Source organism: Nonomuraea roseola, from assembly GCF_039535395.1.
GTDB lineage: Bacteria > Actinomycetota > Actinomycetes > Streptosporangiales > Streptosporangiaceae > Nonomuraea > Nonomuraea roseola.
Map to the genome: position 1 here is coordinate 997,660 of NZ_BAAAXC010000015.1, position 21,640 is coordinate 1,019,299.

A 21,640-nucleotide genomic window follows, 5' to 3' on the forward strand; every position below is an offset into this window, starting at 1 on the left:
CGATGTGCGGGGGTGGGCCTTAGCCCGAATCTAGAGAGTGTCAGGAAGACGACGAACACCACGGGAGAACCCCATGAGCCCCGAGCTCAACTATCAGATGATGCAGAGCAGGGTCGACGAGCTCCACGCGGCCGCGGCGCACCAGCGCCAGGTCGCCGAGGCCCGCAGGGCGCGGGTCTCCGAGCGCGCCGGCCGCACCAGGGCCTTCTTCGCCCGCCTTCGCACGGCATGACCTCGCACAGCAAGCCCGGCCGCCAACACCTTCGCGGCCGGGCTTTCTGCTTTCCCTAGGGAGGGCTAGGGGACGCGGATGATCAGGGCGTCGCCCTGGCCGCCGCCACCGCACAGGCCCGCCGCGCCCAGACCGCCGCCGCGCCGCCTGAGCTCGTAAGCGAGGGTCAGCACGATGCGCGCCCCCGACACCCCGATGGGGTGACCGAGCGCGATGCCGCCGCCGTTGACGTTCACCTTGTCGTACGGCAGGCCGAGCTCCTTGGCCGACTGGATCACCACGCTGGCGAACGCCTCGTTGATCTCCACCAGGTCGAGGTCGTCCACCGACAGCCCCTGCTTACCGAGCGCGTGCTTGATGGCGTTAGCCGGCTGCGACTGCAGCGAGGCGTCGGGGCCCGCCACGTTGCCGTGCCGCCCGATCTCGGCCAGCCAGGTCAGCCCGAGCTCCTCCGCCTTGGCCTTGGACATGACGACGACCGCGCACGCGCCGTCGGAGATCTGCGAGGCCGACCCCGCGGTGATCGTGCCGTCGGCGGCGAAGGCGGGCCGCAGTTTACTCAGCGCCTCTGCGGTGGTGTCGGGCCTGACACCCTCGTCGTCGGTGACCAGGCCGCGCTTGGCGACCTCCACGGGCACGATCTCCTCCTCGAACACGCCGTTCTTGATCGCGGCGGCGGCGAGCTGGTGGGAGCGGGCGGAGAACTCGTCCTGCTCGGCCCTTCCGATGCCCAGGCGGGCGTTGTGGCGCTCGGTCGACTCGCCCATCGCGCACTGGTCGAAGGCGCAGAACAGCCCGTCGTGCGCCATCGAGTCGACGACCTGCGAGCCGCCGTACTTCACGCCCTTGCGCAGGCCTGGCAGCAGGTGAGGGGCGTTGGTCATGGACTCCATGCCGCCCGCCACCACGATGTCGAACTCGCCGGCGCGGATCAGCTGGTCGGCCATCGCGATGGCGTCGAGGCCCGACAGGCAGACCTTGTTGATGGTCACCGAGGGCACGGTCATCGGGATGCCCGCCTTGACGGCGGCCTGGCGGGAGGGGATCTGTCCCGCGCCGGCCTGGAGCACCTGCCCCATGATCACGTATTCCACGGCGGAGGGCGCGACTCCGGCGCGGTCGAGGGCGGCCTTGATGGCAAGACCGCCGAGATCGACGGCCTGGAGGCCGGAGAAGGCGCCGAGCAGGCGTCCGATGGGTGTACGAGCTCCGGCGACGATGACGGAACCAGACATGGCAGGGCCTCCTGTGCACACGAGGGGTCGTTTGACACGATACCCAGGACCACAGGGCCGACCACCATGGAGGCGGAACACACGTGTTTATGCGGATCGACCACATCGGGATCGCCTGCCACGACCTGGAGGAGAAGATCGCGTTGTTCGAGCGGACCTTCGAGCTGACCGTCGTGGCCCGCGAGGTCAACGAGGAGCAGGGCGTCAAGGAGGCGATGCTGCACATCGCCGACGGCGAGGGCGGCGGCTCCTACATCCAGCTCCTCGAACCGCTCTCGGCCGACTCCCCCGTCGGCAAGTTCCTGGCCAGGCGGGGCGAGGGGGTGCACCACGTGGCCTTCGGCGTCCCCGACGTCTCGCAGGCCATGGAGAAGATCGGCGCGAAGGGTGTCAGATTGCTCGACGAGCGGCCCCGGCACGGCTCCATGGGCTCGTCCATAGCGTTTCTGCATCCGAAGGATGTGGGCGGAATGCTCACAGAGCTGGTCCAGGCCGCAGAGGGCCGCTGAACGTAAAAAACGTTCATATGTAACTAGTCGCGCAGATAGTTGGACGGGGCCTCCAAGGCGGCAACAGCGGAGTACGCTGGCCTTCCACCGGACAAGGAGCCTGCTGCCAGGAGCAGGCTCCTGGCTCGGATGTCCCGAACCCCCCGTCCGGCCCGTGTAGCCGTCTCGACAACCCAGGATCGAGCCTCCATGCAGTCCGACATCGACGCCCAACTCAACAACTTCTTCGAGGACGCCCCAGCCCGCGAGTTCGACGTGGTGCTCCGTGGTTACGACCGGCACCAGGTCCACGACCACCTGAAGCAGCTCGACAACGAGCTGCGCCAGGCTCGCGAGCAGGTCACCGGTCTTCAGCGCGACCTTACCGACTCCCAGCGCCAGCTCCAGGAGCAGGAGCGCCCGACCTACTCAGGCCTCGGCGCCCGCATCGAGCAGCTGCTGCGCCTCGCCGAGGAGCAGGCCACCGAGCTCGTCCAGGCCGCCAGGTCCGAGGCCAACGAGATCAAGGCCCACGCCAAGGTCGAAGCCGCCGACATGCGCGCCGCCGCCGAGAGCGAAGCGGCCGAGAAGCGTGCCCAGGCCACCCGCGAGGCCGACGACATGCGCACCACCGCCGAGCGCGAGGCCGAGGAGATCCGCTCGACCGCCCGCCGCGAGGCCGAGGAGCTCACCAACACCACCGAGCGCGAGGCCGCCAAGCTGCGCGCCACCGCCGACCACGAGGTGGCGGAGAAGCGCGCCGACGCCGAGCGCGAGATCGCCAAGCTGCGCACCACCACCGAGCGCGAGGTCGCCCAGCTGCGCGCCTCGACCAAGCGCGAGCGTGACGAGGTCCTCACCACCGCCAAGCGCCAGGCCGACGAGATGCGCGCCCAGGCCCAGCGGGTGCTCGAGGAGTCCGAGGCCAAGCGGGCCCAGGACGAAGCAGAGTTCGAGATCCAGCTGGCCGCCCGTCGCGAAGAGGCCGAGCGTCAGGAGGCCGAGCGCCACTCCACCGCGCAGGCCGCCACGCAGAAGCTGGTCGCCGAGGCCGAGCAGCGCGCCGCGACCGCCGAGTCCCGCGCCACCAAGGCCACCCAGCAGGCCGACCAGACCCGCCGCGAGGCCGACACCCACGCCAAGCAGCTGGTCGCCAACGCCCGCAAGAACGCCGACCAGATCGCGGCCGAGGCCAAGGCCAGCGCCGAGCACATCGTGAGCGAGGCCAAGTCCGAGGCCGAGCGCACCCGCTCCAACATGCAGCGCCAGGTCGACGAGCTGACCAGGCAGCGCGACAGCATCACCAGCCACCTCGCGCAGCTGCGCCAGCTGCTCGGCGGCGCGCCCCTTCCTGGCATGGAGCCGGAGCCCGCCGTCACCGCCGCCCCGCCGAAGCCGGCCCTGGCTCCTTCGGCCTCCAACGGCAACGACAAGCCGGTCCCCGCGCCGGCCCCCGCCCCCACGCCCGCGTCCGCCAAGGCCGAGGCCAGGGGCGACGACGACTCGGAGTGGTGGCAGGAGTAGCCCCCCCTTGATCCGGGGTTGATCGACGGCTGGGAGAGCCTGGCGACCTGGAGGTCGCTAGGCTCTCTTGTTGTCTTTGTACGGCTTGCCCGGATTGCCCCCCAACCGATGGAGCCATCGTGACCGCCAGCCCCGACGCGCAGACTCCCTCCAGCGAGGCCGACGAGTCCGAGCCCGCGGCGCCTGCGAAGGCGGAGGCGGCGGCCGGCAGCGACGCGCTCTCCGGCGGCGAGGGCTCAGGGCCGGCGCGGGGGCCCGACCAGCCGCCTGGCGAGAGGGCCGCCCTGCCGTACGGCATGCCGGGCAAGCCGCTGGCCAGAGGGCCGTTCCTGTTCGGCCTCGTGGGCGGCCTCGGGGTGTTGACCGCGATCGCCATCGGCCAGCTGATCACGAGCTCGCTCAGCGTGATCATCCTGATCGTGGTGGCGATGTTCCTGGCCGCGGGGCTCAACCCCGCCGTCGAGACGCTGCAGCGGCGCGGCATGAAGCGCCGGACGTCGATCTCGATCGTGTTCGCCGGCGTGATCGTGATGTTCGGCCTGTTCGGGCTGGCCATCGTGCCGCCGGTGAGTCAGGAGTCGGCCGACTTCATCGCCGCGGTCCCCGGCTACTTCGACCAGCTCACGGCCAACCCGACTCTCAGGCAGCTCGACTCCGACTACCAGCTGCTGCCCAAGCTGGCGGCGTTCGTGACCGACACGCTGGCCCCTTCGCTGGCCAGCGGGGTCGTCGGCGCGGGGCTCGTGGTGCTGGACGGGGTGTTCACCGGGCTGACCCTGCTGGTGCTGATGCTGTACTTCCTCGGCTCACTGCACACGATCAAGGAGTACTTCCTCAAGCTCGTTCCCGCCTCCCGCCGTTCCAGGACCGAGGCCATCACCGACGAGATCCTCAGCGGGATCGGCGGCTACGTCGCGGGCAACGTGCTCATCTCCGTCATCGCGGGCGCGCTGAGCTGGGCCTTCCTGACCATCGCGGGCGCCCGCTACGCGCTGGCCCTGGCGCTGGTGATCGCGCTCACCGATCTGATCCCGCTGGTCGGGGCGACGATCGGGGCCGTGCTGGTGAGCGGCGTGGCGTTCCTGCAGTCGGTGCCGCTCGGCATCGCCTGCGCCATCTTCTTCGTCATCTACCAGCAGGTGGAGAACTACCTCATCTACCCGCGCGTGATGAAGCGCTCGGTGGACGTGGCGCCCGCCGTGACCGTGATCGCGGCGCTGTTCGGCGGCGCCCTGCTCGGCATCGTGGGCGCCCTGCTGGCCATCCCGGTCGCCGCCGCGATCGCGCTGATCATCCGTGAGGTCGTGCTGCCTCGCCAAGCTCGGAGCTGATGAACGAGGCCACGGCCGCGTTGAACGCCTCGGGCTGCTCGACCGCGCTCAGGTGACCTGCCCGCTCCACGACCGTCAGCCGCCCGTCGGGTACGGCCCGCAGCATCGCCTCGGCGTCGTCGCGCGTGGTGAGCTGGTCCTCCTCGCCCACGATCACCAGGACGGGCGCCTTGAGCGCGGCGAGGGTGTCGAAGGAGTCGGGCCTTCCCGCCATGGCCCGCTGCGCCCACGCCACCGCGCCGGGCGGAGCCGACTGGACCAGCCCTCTGACCCTGCCGAACACCATCGCCCTGCGTTCCTTGGTCGTCTGCCCGAGCAGTCCTGGCAGGACCTCCTCGACCAGCACCCCCGTGCCGTCGGCCAGGACCTGCCGCGCGATCCGCTCCCTGTTCTCCCTTGCCTGCTCGGTGTCCTGGCTCGCCTTGGTGTCGGCCAGGATCACCCCTGCCACGCGGTCGGGATGGCGGCGGCAGAAGGCCATGGTCACGTAGCCGCCCATGGACTGCCCGCCGACCACGGCCCGCTCGATGCCCTCGTGGTCGAGCAGGGCGGCCACGTCGTCGGCCATGAGGTCGATGGAGGGCTCGTCGTCGCCCAGCCTGGAGCCGCCGAAGCCGCGCAGGTCGGGGGTGATGACCTGGCAGGAGGCCGACAGGCCCTCCCGCTGGGCCAGCCACATGGCTGACGAGAGCGGAAAGGCGTGGAGCAGGACGACAGGGACGCCGGTCCCGGCTGATCTCGTGTAGAGCTGCACGGACCACACGGTAACCCGGTTCTCGCCGACAATCACCGTGCGGCCCATACCGATATCCGGCCTAGGGCGCGACCGCTATCCCTCAGATGGCCGTGGCGCCGCCGTCGATGAACAGCACCTGGCCCGTCATGTAGGCCGAGGCCTGGCTGGCGAGGAAGACCGCGGGGTGGGCCATCTCCTCGGCCGTCCCCCAGCGCCGCATCGGCACGCCGCCGATCGTGGAGGCGCTGACCGCCTCGTCCTCCCACAGGTTGCGGTTCAGGTCCGTGGCGGTCCATCCGGGGCACAGCGCGTTGACCCGCACCCCCGAGGTCGCCCACTCCACGGCCAGCGTCTTGGTCAGGGCGACCAGGCCCGCCTTGGCCGCGGCATAGGGGGCCAGGAAGGGCGCGCCGAGCGCGGCCACCGAGGCGACGTTGATGACCGAGCCCGAGCCGCGCTCCAGCAGGTGCGTGGCCGCGGCGTGGCAGACGGTCATCGCCGAGTCGAGGTTGAGCCGCATGAGCTTGTCCCAGCCCGACAGCCGCAGATCCTTGAACTCGACGAGGAAGTTGGAGCCGCCCGCGTTGTTCACCACGATGTCGAGGTGGCCGAGCGCCTTGATCGCACCGTGGACGGCCGCCGCGGCGGCGTCCCTGTCGGTGAGGTCGGCGGGGATGACCGCGGCCTGCCGTCCGCGCGCCTCGACCTCCTTGGCCACCTCGGCCAGCGACTCGGGCGAGCGGGAGACCAGGGCGAGGTCGGCGCCCGCGTCGGCGTAGGCGAGCGCGATGGCCCTCCCGATGCCCCTCGACGCCCCGCTGACGAAGGCCTTCCTGCCGGAAAGATCGAACGCGCCCATGCCGCCTCCTTGCCCGTGACCGAACAAGATTCTATGGAACGTCCGTGGGCAGGGGGAAGGCGTCGGGGTTGACCCGCTTGACGATCTCGTTCAGCGCGATCCTGACGTACGGCTCGCCGACCCACAGGTGCTTGGCGCCTTCCACGCCGATCACCTCCGCCTGGGGCACCCTGGCGAACCTGGCCCTGGCCTCCTCCGGCCGCAGGTAGTCGTCGAACTCGGGCACCAGCGCCACCAGCGGCCGCCCGAAGGCCGCCCAGGCGTCCAGGTCGGCGTCGGTGGCCCTGTGCAGCGGCGGTGACAGCAGGATGGCCCCCTCCACCAGCGGGTCGTGCGCCCACTTGAGCGTGAGCTCGGTGCCGAAGGACCAGCCGACCACCCAGACCTTCGGCAGGTCGTGGAACTCGGCGTACTCCAGGGCCGCGGCGACGTCGTACCGCTCGCCCTCGCCGCCGTCGAAGGCGCCCCCGGAGGTGCCCCTCTCGGAGGAGGTGCCCCTGGTGTTGAAGCGCAGCACGGCCAGGTCGGCCAGGGCGGGCAGGCGGTTGGCCGCCTTCTTGTAGACGTGGCTGTCCATGAACCCGCCGTGCGTCGGCAGCGGGTGCAGGGTGACCAACGTCGCCACGGCAGGACGGTCGGCCGGCAGCGCCAGCTCGCCCACCAGGGTCAGCCCGTCGGCGGTGTGCAGCTCGATCGGCTCGCGCCTGGCGGGCAGGACGGTGGCCGCGCGGATCTCCAAGACGTGTCTCCTCAGTACCTGGTGCGACCTGGACCGCGGTCCAGGCGCTTGCGCCAACAGGTGGTGTGCCAGTGGCGGCGCTCCTCGTCGCCGCCGCTCCAGTCGGGCCAGCTCACGATGTGCGGGGCTCCGGGGCGGATCTCCTGGTCGCAGCCGGGGCAGCGGTAGTTCTTCGCCGAGGAGGATCCGCTGAGCATGCGGACCTTCCAGTCGCCGTCGGGCCAGTGCTCCACCCTGTCGGTCGAACTGGGGAAACCGATCGGGCGGGTGGACTCCTTGCGGCGGGCTCGGCGAGGGCTCATGCGCGGGGGAAGGCGTCCAGCCCGGCTGTGACGAGCTGGTCGAGCAGCGGCGCGGGGGCGAAGGAGGGAGCCAGGTGCTCGGCGTAGAGGGCGCGCAGCCCGTCGCGCACCTTCGCCAGCCCGATGGACTCCATCAACTCGAAGGGCCCCTGTGGATACCCGCAGCCGAGCCGCATCGCCGCGTCGATGTCGGCGATGGAGGCGTATCCGGAGGAGTACATGTGGACGGCGTCGTTCAGGTGGGCGTAGAGGAGCGCGTCGATCACGAACCTCCTGCACGGCACCGGCGTGTACCCGGCCACCCTCAGCAGGTCGCGGGCGCAGAGCACGGCTTGGCGGGAGGTCAGCACGGAGCCCGACAGCTCGGCGACCTTCCCCGTGACGCGCACCTGGACCGCCCGCTCCTCGAGCGCGGCCTCGCCCACCCGCAGGACCACGTCGGGCTCCGCGGAGTCCTTGAACCCCGCCGCGGCCAGCGTCGCCGCCAGCTCCTGCGACCCCTCGACGCGGACGGTGCTGGCCGCCGCCTTCTCGGGCGTGGACTCCGAGGCGGGCTCTCCGTAGAAGCCTCTGCCCGACTTGCGGCCGAGCCACCCCGCGGCCACGTAGGAGCGCAGCAGCGGCGAGGGGGCGTGCCGTTCCGAGCGCGACTCCTCGAACAGCACGCCCATGATCTCGTAGGAGGTGTCGAGCCCGATCAGGTCGAGCAGGCTGAAGGGCCCCATCGGCAGGCCGACCCCGAGCCGCATGGCGTTGTCGATGTCGTCGCGGGCGGCCACGCCGTGGTCGAGCAGGGTGACCGCGTGGTTCAGGTACGGCAGCAGCAGCCTGTTGACGACGAACCCCGCCCTGTCGCCCACCGCGACCGGCGTCTTGCCGAGCCGTACGGCAAGGTCGGAGACGGAGGTGACGACGCCGGGCTCCGTGACCACGGTGCCGACGACCTCGACCAGGCCCATGACGGGAGCGGGGTTGAAGAAGTGCATGCCGACCACCCTGCCGGGGCGCCCCGTGGCGGCGGCCAGCGCGGTGACCTGCAGCGAGGAGGTGTTCGTCGCCAGGACCGCGGACGGCTTGCAGATCCTGTCGAGGTCGGTGAAGAGCGCGACCTTGTACTCCATGACCTCGGGGATCGCCTCGACCACCAGGTCGGCGTCGCGCAGGTCGTCGCGCGACGTGGTGAGCGTCACCCTGGAAAGGATCTCCTCCCGCTCGCCGGCGGAGAGCCTGCCCTTCTCCAGCGCCCTTCCCGTGGACGCCTCCAGGTGCCCGAGCCCTCTGTCCAGGGCCTCCTGATCGGCCTCGACGCCGACCACCCTGATCCCCGCTCTGGCGAAGACCTCCGCGATGCCGGCCCCCATCGTGCCGAGACCGACCACTCCCACCGTTTCGAACACCATGCGCCCAGTTTTCCAGAGCCGGTAGGGTTGGCCGTCATGCGGCTGGTCATCGCGCGATGCAGCGTGGATTACATGGGAAGGCTCACGGCACACCTGCCGATGGCGCCGAGGCTCGTCCTCATCAAGGCGGACGGCAGCGTGAGCATCCACGCTGACGACCGCGCGTTCAAGCCGCTCAACTGGATGAACCCGCCGTGCAAGCTCAAGGAGGACGGCCCGACCTGGACCGTCACCCACGGCAAGACCGGCGAGAAGCTCGTGCTGACGATGGAGGAGATCCTCCACGACTCCTCCCACGAGCTGGGCGTCGACCCCGGCCTGATCAAGGACGGCGTCGAGGCGCACCTGCAGGAGCTGCTGGCCGAGCACATCAGCACGCTGGGCGAGGGCTACACGCTGATCCGCAGGGAGTTCATGACGGCCATCGGCCCCGTCGACATCCTGTGCCGCGACTCCTCGGGCGCGACGGTCGCCGTGGAGATCAAGCGGCGCGGCGAGATCGACGGCGTCGAGCAGCTCACCCGCTACCTCGAGCTGCTCAACCGCGACCCGCTGCTGGCCCCCGTGCGCGGTGTCTTCGCCGCTCAGGAGATCAAGCCGCAGGCCCGGGTGCTGGCGGCCGACCGCGGCATCGACTGCGTCACGCTCGACTACGGCGCCCTGCGCGGCATCGAGCCGGAGAACCCGACGCTGTTCTGAGCGGGCTCTCGCTCACCTCAGCCTGGCCAGGATCTCTCCGATCCTGGCGCGGGCCGCTTCGTCGGCCGAACGGCCGACGAAGTCCGTGCCCGCCTCCCGGCACTGGCGCACCGCCTCCTTGAGCTCGGCGCCGAGCGCCCTGCGCCGCTGGCCTGACGCCTGCGACATCTGCAGCCTGATCTCCTGCGCCCTGGCGAACAGCGCCTGGGCCTCCTGCTCCAGCGCGTGGAGGTTGCCGGGGTCGGCCGCTCTGATCGAGCGCAGCTCCTCGACCAACGCCGTCAGCGCGCCCCCTCGCGCGTTGTGCGGCTGCACGACGGCGTAGACGACGAGCCTGCGGCGTTCCTCGACGGTCTCCTCGTCCGTCCACGGCGACAGGTCGCGGGTGATGTCGGCCACGCCGGCCCTGCCCGGCTCGGACGGGATCCATCGGGCATAGCCTTCGAGCAGCCACACCCTGACGCGGGGATCGTCGACCCCGCCGCCCGCCAGGGCCCTCAGCCGCTCGACGGCCTCGGCGAAGCGCTCGCTGTCGAGAGCGAGCCTGACGAAGGCGAAGTCGACCTCGAGGCGGCCCGCCTCGCTGAAGGCCTCCTGGCGAGCCCTTCTCAGCACCGCGCCCGCCTCGGGGTAGCGCCCGAGAGCCGTGTGGAGCCTGGCCAGCATGCGGGCAGGGCCCGTGGCGCCCGGGAGCCTGGTGACCCATCTGGCCATCGCGGCGACGGCCGCCTCGACCACCAGCCTGTCGGCCTCGTCCAGCTCCTCCGCCGCCTTGGCCAGCACCCGCAGCGCCGACGAGACCACCTCCTTGTAGACCTCGTCGGGCGAGTCGAGCAGCAGCAGGTAGTCGGCGGGCAGCTCGTTGCGCACCCACGACCTGGCGATGAGCGGGAACTGCCTGGTCAGCACCTCGTCGCCGGCCGTGCGCAGGTGCTCGAGCACCTTGGCCGCGGCCAGGTCGCGGGCCTGGTCGGCGATCGCGCCGTAGGCCCGCAGGAACAGGCGGGGCTCCATGCCGGGGGCGACCTGCTGGGCGGCGCGCAGGACGAAGTCGTCGTCGGGGTCGGGGCCGACCTCGTCGAGCAGGCGCAGGTTGCCGATCACGTCGCCTGAGTACTCGGTGCAGGGCCAGTCCGCGTCGTCGCGGTAGACGCCCTCCCTGATGCGGACCTTGAGCAGCAGCAGCCCCTTCACCCACTCCAGGTGGGCGGCGAGCTCCTCGTTGCCGGCGAGGGAGCGGGCCGGTCCCCTGTCGGCGGCCGCCTCGACGGCTTTCGCGCACAGCGAGGCGAAGGCCGGCCCCGCCGAACCCGGCAGCTCGGCGCAGGCGCGCTCGACGAAGGCCAGCCTGCGCTCGCGGGCGGCGCGCACCTGCTCGGCCCCCGCCGACCTGTCCAGGCCGAGGACGATCGCGGGGTCGGGGTGGCAGATGATCCGGTTGAGCGCCTCCAGTCGCAGGTGGGTGGCCACGGCGACGGCCTTGGCCCTGCTGGCCAGGACGAGCGGCACGGAGTCGAGGTCCTCCTCCGGGCCTGGGGGCTTCCTGCGCAGGCAGGCGGTCCCGAAGCCGCGGGTCAGCAGCTCGTGCAGCTCCGCCCGCCGTACGGCGTGCCCGTACGGGGCGCCCTCGGCCAGGTCGAGCAGGTAGTGCGCCACCAGGTAGGCCCGCCAGGCCGCGGTCGCGTGCGCGACGTCTCCCGCGCAGGTGTGGGCGACGGCGAGGTTGCGCAGCAGGGCCAGGTCGAGAGGGTCCCTGGCCAGCATCTGGTTCCAGACGGCCCTGGCCTGCCCGCCGCGTCCTGTGCGGTAGAGGGCCTCGGCTCTGGTTCCCTCCACGTAGTCGCGCAGCATCGCCACCGGTCCGGCGCGCAGGGCAGGGCCCGTGTAGGCGTCGAGGGTGGCGGCGGCCCGATCGAAGGTGGCCCGCAACGCGTCGTCCGCCCTGGCCAGTGCCGCATGCACCGGGTCATCCGCGAAGATCACGGGGCTCTCGGGCGGCTGAGGGGTCTCGCGGGTCTCGGTGGGCTCGGGGGCGGCCACGGCCTCGGGCAGGAGCACGTTCGTAGGCTGCTGCCAGGAGAGAAGGACGGCCAGCAGGTCCAGGGCCTCGGCCGAGGGGATCGGCGCCGCTCCGGGGAACTGCTCGGCCACCGCCGCGCACTTCTTGCCGACCTTCTTGGTCAGCGTGCCGCGCACCCCGCCCAGCGGGCCGATCACGTCCGTCAGCTGGTTCTCCCCGTTCTGCAGGCGCTGGCCGAACTCGGCGGCGGGCAGCGCCTGCTTGAGCCCTCGCAGAACGGCCAGCGCGGCCTCCGCCCTGCTCTCGATCCTGCCGAGGACCTCGGTGAGCGTCTCGACGTCACCGGTGAGCAGGCTGTAGGTCTCCGCGTCCGAAGGCTTCTGCCTGGCCCGCTTGCCGATCAGCGCCTTGACGCCGTTGCGCGCCTGTTCGAGCCGCTCGGCCACCGTCAGCACGTCGTCGAGCCGCTGCCGGGGGTCGCCCGCCTCCTGCTGGACGGCCTGCTTCGTCGCCGCCTCGCCCAGATGCGCGGGCGGGTCGGCGGTGAGCCTCGCGGTGGCCCTGTCGAGCGCCTTGACCACGGCGTCGGGGTCGCCGCCCTCGAACCCTCTGGCCGCGGCGTGCGCCCCCAGGTCGGGAAAGCGCAGCGGACGGCGCAGCAGCCGCCGCTGATGCAGGAGCGCCACCAGCACGCCGGGCAGCTCGCCTCCCGCCAGCGCCGCCGCCAGGGCCCCCGGCAGCTCCGCCTCGTCCGACTCGGCCAGGTCGCAGACCAGCTCCAGCAGGTCGCGGGCGGCCCCCTCGTCCAGATGGGCGGCCAGCCGCCTGACGGTGGCGGCCGGATACCCGTAGACGATCCACTGGACGGCCAGCACCACGAACGCCGCCGCGCCGCCCGTCCTGTGGGCGGCCATCCCGGCGAGCAGTTCGAGCTCGGCGGTGAGGGCGTCCCTGGTGCGGCCGCTCGTGTCGCCCCTGAGCCTCGCCTCGGCCTCCAGATCGTGGATCCCCGACCACCTAGACTCCTCGGAGGTGAGGTCGGCGGCGATGTGGGCGGCCCGCTCCCTGCGCGCGCCCGTGTAGCCCTGCTGTCCCTTCTCCCGCAGGTCCAGCCACCTTTCCAGCACGCTCAGGTGCGCCCAGACCCGATGGCTTCCTGGCGCGAGCCTGGCGGCGAGCTCCAGCCAGAGGGCTGCCTGCTCGAACCGCTCGTGCGCCAGGTAGAGCCGGCCCAGGTGGTAGGCGTGCTTGGGGTTGTCCACGTCGAGGTGGTGGGCGCGCCGCAGCAGGGCGATCGCCTCGGCGGGAGGCGTGTCGGGGTGCACGCCGAGCCGGAAGCTCGCCTCCACCAGGGCGTCCAGCTCCTCGTCGCTGAGCCGAAGCCCCCTGTCGTACTTCCAGGCCAGCTCGTCGGCCGCCTGTCTGAGCTCGGCCCGGCCCCGCCTCATGACGCCCCTTCCCCGGGCGGCACGTCAACCTGGGGCAGCACGTCGATGACGGGCACGACGGTGATCCCGCGCGGCCCCGTCATCGCCAGGTGCTCGCCGTCAGGGGAGATCGCCAGCGCTCCCGCGGCCGTGGTGTAGACGACACGCCCGTCGCGGGCCAGCGCCCGCGTGCCGCCCGGGTAGTCCAGCACGACCGTCCTTCCCCACCGGTCGGCTCCGGCGGGCCGCGTGCCCGCCGGAGTCCTGAACGCCGCCCTGACGGCGAGCTCGGCGTCGAACCACAGCCCTGTGCCGTCCTCGTGCACGATCACGGTCAGCGACTCCCCCATCCAGGCGCCCGCGATCGGGCCTGATCCCAGCTGGTCCTTGATCACGCGTGGCGGGTCGAGATCGACCCTGTACACATGCCGCTCCCCCACCACGACCGCGCAGCCCTCGTGCCCGCGCAACCCCCTGATCAGCGGCTCCACCTCGTGCTCGGCCACGAGGTCGGTCTTGTCGTAGACCGCGAGCCGCCCGTCGTGCCCCGCCACCAGCAGCGCCCCCTCGTGGACGGCCAGCGCCTGAACACCCGCCGGATGCCGCAGGTGCGGCGCGGGCGGCTGTCCCGCCGAGACGGTCCAGATCTCGCCGTTCCACATGCCCGCGTAGAGGGTGTCGCCCTCGAAGGCCAGCGCCCCCGGCACGGTGAGCCCCTTGCCCGGCGCGTCGAACACCGTGGTGGGCGGGGTCAGCACGACCCTTCCCGTCCAGTCGGCCACGGCGAGGCAGGTCGCGCCGGTGGCGGTCAGCCTGGGGCCGGCCCGCAGCTCGACGTGTTCGCTCTGGCCGTACCGGCTGAGCACGAGCGCCTCGTCGGAGCAGACGGCCAGGGCCTGCCCGTCGGGCAGGAACACCGGCTGCCCCCGTACGGCCAAGCGGGTGCCGTGGGCCGCGGGCGGGCGCGTGGCCTGCGCCCTGACCTCGAAGGCGTCGCTCACGCCCGGCTCGTGGCCCGCGGCCTCGGCGATGAGACGAACCAGCGGGGTGGGGGCGGTGAAGGACAGGTCCGTGAAGGCGGCCACCCCCGCCCTCGCCCGCGTGGTCAGCGTGCCGTTGAGCCCCGCGCTCGCCGGCTCGGCCCTGATCGTCACCTGCTCGGCGAAGTCGTCGTCGTCGACGCTCACCTCACAGGTGGCGGTGAGGCTGGCGTAGACGGTGCCGGGCGGGCGGGTGACCGCGAGCGCGCGCCTGACCGGCCTGGTGGTGAGCCCCAGCAGGTCACGCAGCCGCTCGGACCAGTCGGGGTTGGTGACGGGCAGGTACTGGATGTGGCTCGCCGTGATGGGGATCTCGCTGACCTGCTCGAGCAGCACGGGGATGATCCAGCCCGGCGGCGCGTCGCGCACGTTGAGCGCCTCGGTCAGCTCGTTGCGGCACATGTGCTTGTTGAAGTAGGCCCTGGAGTAGAGCGGCACGAAGAACCTGCTGTGCCTGATGCCCTCTCTCAGCGCCTGCGCCCAGTCGGCGCCTGGCCTGATGCCCTCCTTCGACTCGTCGAGGAAGACGACGGGCGTGCGGTCGTCGCTCGTCCTGTGCCTGCGCAGGTAGTCGCGCAGCTTCTCCGCCTCGCGGTACTCCTCGTGCGCGTAGCTGAGGAAGATGTCCCATCGGTGGCCTGCCATCAGGAGATCTGCCTCTTGATCCGGCGGATGGCCTGGTCGAGGTCGTCCAGGCGCCTGACGGTCTCGGGGTTTGCCGAGGAGCGCAGCCCGGGGATCTCCGAGGCGATCGCGTCGAGCTCCTGCGACAGCCGCCAGCGGTCCGGCGGCCGTCCCTCGAACAGGGCGTTGAAGCGCACGACCAGATCCTGCTCGCCGACCGCCGCCATGGCCTGGCGGATGGCGCCCGTCAGGTCGTCGAAGTGCTTCCTGCCGACGTCGGCGTCGCGTGCCCTGCGGCGCACCTTCCCGTCGAGCGCGGTCAGCCGATCCCTGAGCCGCGAGCTCGGCACCCCTCTCGCCTGCGACATGATCTGCCCGAACTCCTCGCTCAGCTGCGCGAACTCCATGAGCTCGAGCACGTCGGCGAGGTTGGTCCGCACGGCCTCGCTGAGCCGTTCGAGCGTGGCCTCGCCCGCGGAGGTGAGCATCCTCTGGTGCAGCCCGGGGACCTCCTCGCCGAGCGCCCGCAGCCGCTGCGCCATCTGTCCCAGGCTCTCGGCGGTGTGCCCCTCGGCTGGAACGTGCTCCAGGATCGCGTTGAACCGCAGCACCAACGGGTTGATCAGCTGCGCCTCCCTCTGGGCCATGATGGCCTGGCGCAGCTCAGCCGCCTGCGCGATCGTGGGATCGCGCAGCGCGATCTCGACCGCCCTGCTGGAGCGGACGGTGTCGCCGCCGCGCAGGTAGAGGCAGAGCGCGTAGAGGAAGTTCATCCAGGGGAAGAGCGGCACGTAGCCGAGCGCGGCCGTCAGCAGCGGCTCCGCCTGCTCCATCCTGCCCTCGTTGAGCAGCGTGAGAGCGATCGAGGCCTCATGCTCGGCGATCAGCGAGTAGAGGTCCTCCGCCCTGTCGAAGGGCACCTTCGGCGCGGCCAGGCGGCCCGTCGCCGCCAGCTCCGCGAGGTAGTCGTCGAGGTCACGGGCCACGGGCAGGCCGCGCCACCTGGGCTCGAGGCGGCGCAGCTCGGCGAGGGCCTGCTCGTAGCCGCCCGTCTTAAACGCGTCGAGCGCCGCCGCCGCCCTCGGCCGCAGCAGCATGATCCGCAGCCGCCGGGCCAGGGCCTCGACGGGGGCTCTGTCCTGCTCGGCGACGGCCAGGCCTTCCTCGACGACCGTGAGGGCCTCCTCGGCGGCTCCGGTGGAGGCCAGCGAGATGGCCAGCACCTGGTAGCAGGAGCCCTCCTCGGGGGCCAGCTCGATGAACTCGCGCATGCGCGCGGTGGCCGCGCCCCTGTCGGCCTGGGCCAGCGCGGCGAACTCGATCACCTCGGACGGCGTGAGCACCCGCCTCAGCTCGGCACGCAGCTGCCGCACCTGCTCGGCCAGCTCCTCGGCCAGTGGCTCGTCGCGCAACGGCCTGAGCAGGCGCAGGGCGTGACGCAGGCCGTCACCCCCCCCTGCCGTAGTGGCAGCAGGCCGTCAGGTAGCGGCCCTCCTGATGCCGGGGGACCAGCTCGAGCAGCTCGTCGAGCAGCTCGAGCGCCAGGTCGTACGAGCCGCTGGCGACGTTCACCCTGGCGTCCTGGAGCAGCCCCTCCTCCTCCGACTCGATGACCAGGCTCAGGTCGGCCACGGACTGGTCGGCGAGCTTGATGCGCAGCCCCTCGCCCCTGCCCTCCTCGGCCATGCGCCTGCGCAGCTCGCTCACCTTGGAGTCGAGCTCGGCGTTCAGGTCGCTCTCCCTGGTGACGGGCGCGATCTCCACGACGGGCGTGCGCAGCGTCGCTACCGGCTTGATCTCGTGGAGTGTCACGTGGTCCTCGTTTCACATGGGGAGATCGTCGGCGTCGGGGTCGGGCACGTGACCGAGCACGCGTTCGGCCACGTCCCTGCAGAGCTGGTACTCCTGCTCCTGGTCCACCTTGACCAGCAGGAGCAGGACCCTGCCGATGCTGGACTGCTCGAACAGGCGCTGGTCGTCGGGTTGCGGGCGGTGGGTGACCGGCTCGAGCCTGTCGAGCAGGCGCTCGCGGTCGAGCCGCCTCCTCCTGGCCGCGGCCGTGGTGCCGCGCAGGGGTTCGAGGGCTGCTCCCGGGTTGAACCTGTCAGCCATGGGGGTCCTCCGGCAGGAGCAGCAGGCCGGTCGCCTTCAGCAACGGGGTCTCGATCTCCCTCAGCTCCCTCTCGCTCTCGTTGAACCCGGTCAGCGCCTGCTGCCTGCGCCCCGACAGGTCCTTGATCTCCGACAGCCTCGGATCGCCTGCCAGGTCGCGGACCTTGCCGTACAGGATCCTGTTGACGCGCACGCCCAGCAGGCGCGAGCGGTCGCGCTGCTCCTCCGCGGTGAGGTTCTCGTGCGGACGCAGGTCGGCGGCGACCGCGGCAGGATCGAGGAACGGCTCCATGAGCCGCCTGATCGCCTCGAGCTCGGCCCTGTGGCGCGCAGGCACCGAGGGGTCGGCGAGGTACTCCTCGACCAGGCCGACGTAGCGGGCCACGGTGCCCTTCTCGTCGGCGAGCTCGCGCTCCTTGTCGACCAGGTCGAGCACCTCGCGCAGGGTGACGCCCTTCGCCGTCGCCACCCCGCGCTCCAGCTCCGCCACCGCCCTGTCGCGCTCGTCCTTGCCGGTGGCGAAGTAGTAGCCGATCAGCCCGCGGATCAGGTGGGCGTCGCCCAGGCCGGCGTCGGCCGCCAGCGTCCTTTCCACCCGCGCGTCGAGCTCGCGCGGGTCGGGCGCGCCCTGCTCCCTCCATCGGCGCAGCAGGGAGACGACGTGGAGCAGCGCCGCGTGCGCCCGCAGCGCCACGGCCTCCTCGTCGCCGGCCTTGGCGGGACCGAGCTCGTCGAGGACCTGGCCGAGCCTGCGGTCGAGCTCGTCGAGCGGGCCGCTCTCCCAGTCGCAGGCGATCAGCCCGAGCGTCGCCTCCGCCCATGAGTCCTGCGCCCGTGACTCGTGCGCCGCTCTGGCGAGCGAGCCCTCGAAGGAGCGCCTGGCGTCCTCGGCCCTGCCGTCGAACAACGCCTGGACCCCGTTGACCAGCTGCAGGTCCTCGACATGGGCGGGGATCTGGTCGGTCAGCTCGCCGAGCTCGCGCAGCTGGTCGAAGTAGTGCAGCGCGCCCTCGACCTCCCTGCGCCGCCAGTGCGCGACGGCCTTGTTCAGTGCGGCGATCGCGGCGATGAGCCTGGCCGGTCTGCGCTCCTCCAGCAGCGCCCTGTGCTGCTGGAACAGGTCGAGGACCTTGTCGTGCTGGTCGAGCCTGGCCTGCAGCCACAGATCGAGATAGGCGGTGTGCCTGTCGTAGCCGTCGGCGGCGACCAGGTCGGCCACGCTCGCCGCGGCGGCGCCGTACATGGCGGGGTCGTAGCGGCCGAGCCTGGCCCTGACGTAGGCCTGGGCGAAGCGGGCGTCGCCCAGGGCTCGCCGTCTGATGCCTCCGGCGACGGCCTGGCCGAGCAGCCGGTCGGCGCGGGCGAGGTCGTCTGGGTCGTCGCTCGGCAGCAGCGCCAGCGCCTCGTGCAGCGGGACGCGCCAGCGGTTGGGCTGGACGAGCGCGATGTAGCCCACCAGCGCGATCACCAGGACGAGCAGGACGATCGTCGTCATGAGGGCCCCTCACCGAGCAGGAGGCGTTCGACCGCGGCCAGGCGCATGCCGTGGTCGTGGATCTGCCCGGCCGGCAGGTGACCGCTCTCACGCATCCTGGTCAGGTCGGCCTTGATCCTGGCGACCAGCTCCCTGGCCTCCCTGATCCTGCCGAGGCGCAGGAACGTCTCGACGTAGTCGATCATCAGGTCGAACTGCCACCACATCAGCGTGTCGCCGTCGTGCAGCCAGGTGAAGACGAGTTTGTTGGCCCTGCGCGCGTCGCCCCTGTCGAGCAGGTAGCGGGCCAGGTCGTGGGCGCCTGCCCGCTGCTCTCGCGGGGGAAGCTGGTCGAAGGCGCGCAGGACGCTGTCGTCGAGGCGTCGCGCGAAGGAGGGGTCGACGGCCTCGACCAGCTGGGCCATGACCACCGCCCTGGAGTCGCGCACCAGCGCGAACTGCGCGGCGTAGGCCTCGCGCCTGCGCGGCTCCGCCAGGACGGCCCGCTCCAGCAGCTCCAGACCCTCGAGCGGGTTGCCGAGGTCGTCGACCGCGATGGCGGCCGCCAGCAGCAGCAGCTCGTAGGAGGGGTCGTCGATGAGCACGGTCCTGGCCAGCTCCATCGCCTCCTTCGCCCTGCCCTCCTCGCGCAGCGCCGCCACGGTCGCGACGGGGTCCATCTCCTCGACGCAGCGTTCGAGCAGGTCGGCCAGGTCGGTGGGCGCCATGGTGGCGCGCGCCGACGGGTCATGGGCGAGCAGGGCGTCGATGGCGGCCAGCGCCTGCCGCACGGCTTCCAGCCTGCGCATCCAGCTCGGCAGCCGGCTCTCGCATCTGTCAGAGGAGTAGAGCGCCGAGCAGGCGGCCCTGGCCATCAGCTCGCCGGGCTCCCAGGAGGGCAGCCTGGCGAAGCAGCGCAGGCTCATGACGGCCAGCGCGTACATGTCCTCGGCCCTGCCGCTGTCGTCGCGAACTCCGAGCAGCAGCTGGGGCGCGAGGTAGCCGATCCGCTCAGGCGCCATGAACAGCGCCCGCAGCGACGGCACGCCCCAGCGCGGCACCGCCAGCAGCTGCGGGGTCTGGTGGGTGAAGGCGATGTCGCTGGGCGTGGGCAGGAAGCCCGCGGTTCGCGCCCACCACCCCGGCACGGCGCGCAGCACCGCCGCCATGTCGGTGAGTCTGCGTATGGGATAGGGGCTGGCCAGCGAGTCGGCCAGCGACCAGTCGGCGGCCAGCTCGTAGCAGACCACCTGGAACCACTGCCTGCCGATCTCCTGCTGGTCGCCGGCCAGGTGACGGACGACGGGAGCCACCCCCGGCCTGCGCGGCCTGGCCCTCAGCTCGTGCAGGCCGGCCCTGCCGCCCGCGTCGAGGTGGTCGTTGGGGATCAGCCGGTAGCAGCGCGGGCCGTTCGCCGCGGTGTAGACGGTCCCCCACATGCCCACGCCGACCAGCTGCGACTCCAGCGCCGCGGCGACGTCCTCATCGTCTGGCATCGAAGGCTTCCTCCAGCCTGTCGCCGAGCTCCTCGAGCACGTGCTCGGGGGCGCCCGACCTGATCGCGGAGGCGAAGTCCTCGTAGGCGGCGACCAGGGAGAGCGGCCCCCGCTCCTTGTCGAGGTGGTCGTGGACGCGCCTGACCAGCCTGGTGAACTCCCGTGGCACCTGGCCGAGGTCGAGCGCGGGCTCGTCGTCGTCGACGGGCCGCGGGATGGAGGACGACGGCGCGGGTGTGGGGGCGGCGGCCTGCCCCGGCGTCAACCTGTCATGGCCCGAGTAGAGCGCGAGCAGCGCCTGCCTGCGCTCGGCCAGCTCGTTGACCTGGCCGATGCTGGTGCTCTGCTCGAAGGTGGCCTCGTAGTCCCTGCCGGTGTTGACGTGCTTGACCCGCACCTCCAGCAGCCCGTTGATGTCGAGCGCGAACTCGACCTCGAAGTTGTGGTAGCCCTCGGGGCGCGGCTCGATGTCGGACAGGTGGATGGTGCCGACGAGGGTGGTGCCGTCCTCGTAGACGTACTTGCCCTCGCCCTGGTAGATCGCCGCCTCGATGTGCTCGGCCAGCGGCGGGTTGGTGTAGATCTTCTTCTGGCTCGCGGGGATCTTCGCGCCCCTGCTGATCAGGGGGTCGAAGCGGCCCTCCTGTACGGCCACGCCCAGCGTGTGCTCCGTGATCAGGGTGATCTTGAGCTCGTCCGCCTCGTCGCTGAGCCCGCCCTCCTCGGCCCTTGCCAGGTCGAACTCCTGCGAGGGCTCGAACTTGCGGGCCACGATCGCCGCGCCCCTGGCCACGAGCGTGTCGGGGTTGCCGTCGCTCCTGACGAACTCCTCGTCCTTGTCGAAGTACTCCAGCAGCATCTGGGTGACGCGCGGGATCCTGGTGGAGCCGCCGACCAGCAGCACCGCGTCGACGTCGGCCCTGTCGAGGCCCTTCTGCTCGGCGGCGAAGCGCAGCGCCTCCTCCACCTGCGCGAGCGTCTTGTCCAGGACGGGCCTGGCCAGCGCCTCGAAGGTGGGCCTGTCGAGCGTGAGCGTGACGCCGTCGTCGAGGGACATGGTCGCCTGCTCGCTGAAGGACAGCTCGCGCTTGGCGCCCTCGGCGGCGGCCTTGACCCGCATCGGGTCGCCCGCGCCCCCGCTGCGCTCCATCGCCCACGCGGCGATCGCGTCGTCGATGTCGCCGCCGCCGAGCCGCTGGTCGCCCGCGGTGGCCAGCACCACGATCTCCTCGTCGCGGGTCTCGATGATGGAGACGTCGAACGTGCCGCCACCGAAGTCGAAGACCAGGTAGATCTGGCGCTCGGCCTCGCCCCTGTCGACGCCGTAACAGATGGCGGCCGCGGTCGGCTCGGGGATGAGCTGGCGGGGGTAGAGCCCCGCCAGCAGCGCGGCCTCCTCTGTCGCCTTCTTCTGCCGCTCGGTGAAGTAGGCGGGCACGGTGACGACCGCGTCGCGGATCCGCCCGCCCAGCCTGGTCTCTGCGATCTCCTTCATCCGCATCAGGATCAGCGCGCTGACCTCCTGCGGCCTCAGCCACGCCCCGCCGAAACGCACCTCGACAGGCTGGCCCACCTCGCGCTCGCCCCTGACCCCGAAGGCGTCGAGTGAGGCCTCGGTGAACTCCGCGCCCATCTCGCGCTTGATCTCGATGATGGTCTCGCCGGGAGCGCCCGGCAGGCCGATGGCGTTCTTGGCCTCGTGACCGATGATGACGCGCCCGTCTTCGGGCCCGAGCCTGACGACGGAGGGGGTCGCCGCTCCCTGCCTGTCGGCGATGGCGCCGTCATAGATGATCTCCGACTCGAACTCGTCGGCGTTGTAGGCCGCGACGGCCGAGTAGGTGGTGCCCAGATCGATGCCGATGACGCGGTGGAGAGCGTCGTCCATGGATCCTCCGTGAG

General features: G+C 71.6%; 19 protein-coding genes. 5 read left to right on the top strand and 14 right to left on the bottom strand.

The window, feature by feature from the left end; all coding sequences use genetic code 11:
- Positions 1–73 precede the first annotated feature (73 nt).
- The gene (locus tag ABFX55_RS27750) at positions 74–232 is read left to right on the top strand and encodes a hypothetical protein (protein WP_346125716.1); all 159 of its coding nucleotides are present in this window, start codon (positions 74–76) and stop codon (positions 230–232) included.
- Positions 233–297: 65 nt separating this feature from the next.
- Here the strand turns inward: ABFX55_RS27750 and ABFX55_RS27755 are convergent, their stop codons facing one another.
- Complete coding sequence (locus tag ABFX55_RS27755; protein ID WP_346125717.1) at positions 298–1,467, bottom strand: acetyl-CoA C-acetyltransferase; 1,170 nt, start codon at positions 1,465–1,467, stop codon at positions 298–300.
- A gap of 83 nt (positions 1,468–1,550) precedes the next feature.
- On the opposite strand from ABFX55_RS27755, the gene mce reads away from it, so the two are divergent.
- The 3 genes from mce to ABFX55_RS27770 all read left to right on the top strand — a co-directional run bounded on the left by mce (position 1,551) and on the right by ABFX55_RS27770 (position 4,810).
- On the top strand, positions 1,551–1,976 hold the full coding sequence (mce, locus tag ABFX55_RS27760; protein ID WP_346125718.1) for a methylmalonyl-CoA epimerase: 426 nt from the start codon (positions 1,551–1,553) through the stop codon (positions 1,974–1,976).
- A 189-nt stretch (positions 1,977–2,165) separates the two neighbouring features.
- Positions 2,166–3,479 (top strand): DivIVA domain-containing protein, encoded by a 1,314-nt coding sequence (locus tag ABFX55_RS27765; RefSeq protein ID WP_183649027.1) that lies wholly within the window; start codon positions 2,166–2,168, stop codon positions 3,477–3,479.
- A gap of 119 nt (positions 3,480–3,598) precedes the next feature.
- Complete coding sequence (locus ABFX55_RS27770) at positions 3,599–4,810, top strand: AI-2E family transporter (RefSeq protein WP_346125719.1); 1,212 nt, start codon at positions 3,599–3,601, stop codon at positions 4,808–4,810.
- On the opposite strand, the gene ABFX55_RS27775 is transcribed toward ABFX55_RS27770, so the two are convergent.
- The 5 genes from ABFX55_RS27775 to ABFX55_RS27795 all read right to left on the bottom strand — a co-directional run bounded on the left by ABFX55_RS27775 (position 4,770) and on the right by ABFX55_RS27795 (position 8,846).
- Positions 4,770–5,564: an alpha/beta fold hydrolase gene (locus ABFX55_RS27775; RefSeq protein WP_346125720.1), complete on the bottom strand. Its 795-nt coding sequence runs from the start codon at positions 5,562–5,564 to the stop codon at positions 4,770–4,772. The two genes, ABFX55_RS27770 and ABFX55_RS27775, sit on opposite strands and share 41 nt — an antisense overlap.
- An 82-nt stretch (positions 5,565–5,646) precedes the next feature.
- Entirely contained in the window at positions 5,647–6,405 is a 759-nt protein-coding gene (locus ABFX55_RS27780; protein WP_346125721.1) for an SDR family NAD(P)-dependent oxidoreductase, read from the bottom strand.
- A 31-nt stretch (positions 6,406–6,436) separates the two neighbouring features.
- A complete protein-coding gene (locus ABFX55_RS27785; RefSeq protein WP_346125722.1) occupies positions 6,437–7,144 on the bottom strand; it encodes an alpha/beta hydrolase in 708 nt (235 codons plus the stop codon).
- 11 nt (positions 7,145–7,155) lie between these two features.
- Positions 7,156–7,446 carry an ATP/GTP-binding protein gene (locus ABFX55_RS27790; protein WP_183649035.1) on the bottom strand — a complete coding sequence of 97 codons (291 nt, stop codon included), beginning with the start codon at positions 7,444–7,446 and terminating at the stop codon, positions 7,156–7,158.
- The gene (locus ABFX55_RS27795) at positions 7,443–8,846 is read right to left on the bottom strand and encodes a 3-hydroxyacyl-CoA dehydrogenase (protein WP_346125723.1); all 1,404 of its coding nucleotides are present in this window, start codon (positions 8,844–8,846) and stop codon (positions 7,443–7,445) included. The genes ABFX55_RS27790 and ABFX55_RS27795 overlap by 4 nt, the downstream gene beginning before the upstream one ends.
- Positions 8,847–8,882: 36 nt before the next feature.
- Here ABFX55_RS27795 and nucS point away from each other — a divergent pair, with 36 nt between their 5' ends.
- Positions 8,883–9,545: an endonuclease NucS gene (gene nucS / locus ABFX55_RS27800; protein ID WP_346125724.1), complete on the top strand. Its 663-nt coding sequence runs from the start codon at positions 8,883–8,885 to the stop codon at positions 9,543–9,545.
- A gap of 12 nt (positions 9,546–9,557) precedes the next feature.
- On the opposite strand, the gene ABFX55_RS27805 is transcribed toward nucS, so the two are convergent.
- From ABFX55_RS27805 to ABFX55_RS27840, 8 genes are read right to left on the bottom strand one after another with little or no spacing between them, the layout of a single operon-like run.
- Positions 9,558–13,013, bottom strand: coding sequence for a tetratricopeptide repeat protein (locus ABFX55_RS27805; protein ID WP_346125725.1), 3,456 nt, complete (start codon positions 13,011–13,013; stop codon positions 9,558–9,560).
- A complete protein-coding gene (locus ABFX55_RS27810; protein ID WP_346125726.1) occupies positions 13,010–14,677 on the bottom strand; it encodes a TIR domain-containing protein in 1,668 nt (555 codons plus the stop codon). Before ABFX55_RS27810 ends, ABFX55_RS27805 begins: the two co-directional genes overlap by 4 nt.
- Complete coding sequence (locus ABFX55_RS27815; protein ID WP_346125727.1) at positions 14,677–16,068, bottom strand: tetratricopeptide repeat protein; 1,392 nt, start codon at positions 16,066–16,068, stop codon at positions 14,677–14,679. The genes ABFX55_RS27810 and ABFX55_RS27815 overlap by 1 nt, the downstream gene beginning before the upstream one ends.
- Before the next feature lie 34 nt (positions 16,069–16,102).
- Complete coding sequence (locus tag ABFX55_RS27820) at positions 16,103–16,468, bottom strand: hypothetical protein (protein ID WP_346125728.1); 366 nt, start codon at positions 16,466–16,468, stop codon at positions 16,103–16,105.
- Between the two features lie 12 nt (positions 16,469–16,480).
- Positions 16,481–16,768, bottom strand: coding sequence for a hypothetical protein (locus ABFX55_RS27825; RefSeq protein WP_183649054.1), 288 nt, complete (start codon positions 16,766–16,768; stop codon positions 16,481–16,483).
- A complete protein-coding gene (locus ABFX55_RS27830; RefSeq protein ID WP_346125729.1) occupies positions 16,761–18,263 on the bottom strand; it encodes a DEAD/DEAH box helicase in 1,503 nt (500 codons plus the stop codon). Before ABFX55_RS27830 ends, ABFX55_RS27825 begins: the two co-directional genes overlap by 8 nt.
- Entirely contained in the window at positions 18,260–19,738 is a 1,479-nt protein-coding gene (locus tag ABFX55_RS27835; RefSeq protein WP_346125730.1) for a hypothetical protein, read from the bottom strand. The genes ABFX55_RS27830 and ABFX55_RS27835 overlap by 4 nt, the downstream gene beginning before the upstream one ends.
- Positions 19,725–21,626, bottom strand: coding sequence for an Hsp70 family protein (locus ABFX55_RS27840; protein ID WP_346125731.1), 1,902 nt, complete (start codon positions 21,624–21,626; stop codon positions 19,725–19,727). The genes ABFX55_RS27835 and ABFX55_RS27840 overlap by 14 nt, the downstream gene beginning before the upstream one ends.
- Positions 21,627–21,640 lie beyond the last annotated feature (14 nt).

What these genes read in the sequence shown, in the direction of transcription:
- ABFX55_RS27750 (WP_346125716.1), top strand. Translation starts at nt 74, where the DNA reads ATGAGCCCCGAGCTCAACTATCAGATGATGCAGAGCAGGGTCGACGAG.
- ABFX55_RS27755 (WP_346125717.1), bottom strand. Translation starts at nt 1,467, where the DNA reads ATGTCTGGTTCCGTCATCGTCGCCGGAGCTCGTACACCCATCGGACGC.
- ABFX55_RS27765 (WP_183649027.1), top strand. Translation starts at nt 2,166, where the DNA reads ATGCAGTCCGACATCGACGCCCAACTCAACAACTTCTTCGAGGACGCC.
- ABFX55_RS27780 (WP_346125721.1), bottom strand. Translation starts at nt 6,405, where the DNA reads ATGGGCGCGTTCGATCTTTCCGGCAGGAAGGCCTTCGTCAGCGGGGCG.
- ABFX55_RS27790 (WP_183649035.1), bottom strand. Translation starts at nt 7,446, where the DNA reads ATGAGCCCTCGCCGAGCCCGCCGCAAGGAGTCCACCCGCCCGATCGGT.
- ABFX55_RS27795 (WP_346125723.1), bottom strand. Translation starts at nt 8,846, where the DNA reads ATGGTGTTCGAAACGGTGGGAGTGGTCGGTCTCGGCACGATGGGGGCC.
- nucS (WP_346125724.1), top strand. Translation starts at nt 8,883, where the DNA reads ATGCGGCTGGTCATCGCGCGATGCAGCGTGGATTACATGGGAAGGCTC.
- ABFX55_RS27805 (WP_346125725.1), bottom strand. Translation starts at nt 13,013, where the DNA reads ATGAGGCGGGGCCGGGCCGAGCTCAGACAGGCGGCCGACGAGCTGGCC.
- ABFX55_RS27810 (WP_346125726.1), bottom strand. Translation starts at nt 14,677, where the DNA reads ATGGCAGGCCACCGATGGGACATCTTCCTCAGCTACGCGCACGAGGAG.
- ABFX55_RS27825 (WP_183649054.1), bottom strand. Translation starts at nt 16,768, where the DNA reads ATGGCTGACAGGTTCAACCCGGGAGCAGCCCTCGAACCCCTGCGCGGC.
- ABFX55_RS27830 (WP_346125729.1), bottom strand. Translation starts at nt 18,263, where the DNA reads ATGACGACGATCGTCCTGCTCGTCCTGGTGATCGCGCTGGTGGGCTAC.
- ABFX55_RS27835 (WP_346125730.1), bottom strand. Translation starts at nt 19,738, where the DNA reads ATGCCAGACGATGAGGACGTCGCCGCGGCGCTGGAGTCGCAGCTGGTC.
- ABFX55_RS27840 (WP_346125731.1), bottom strand. Translation starts at nt 21,626, where the DNA reads ATGGACGACGCTCTCCACCGCGTCATCGGCATCGATCTGGGCACCACC.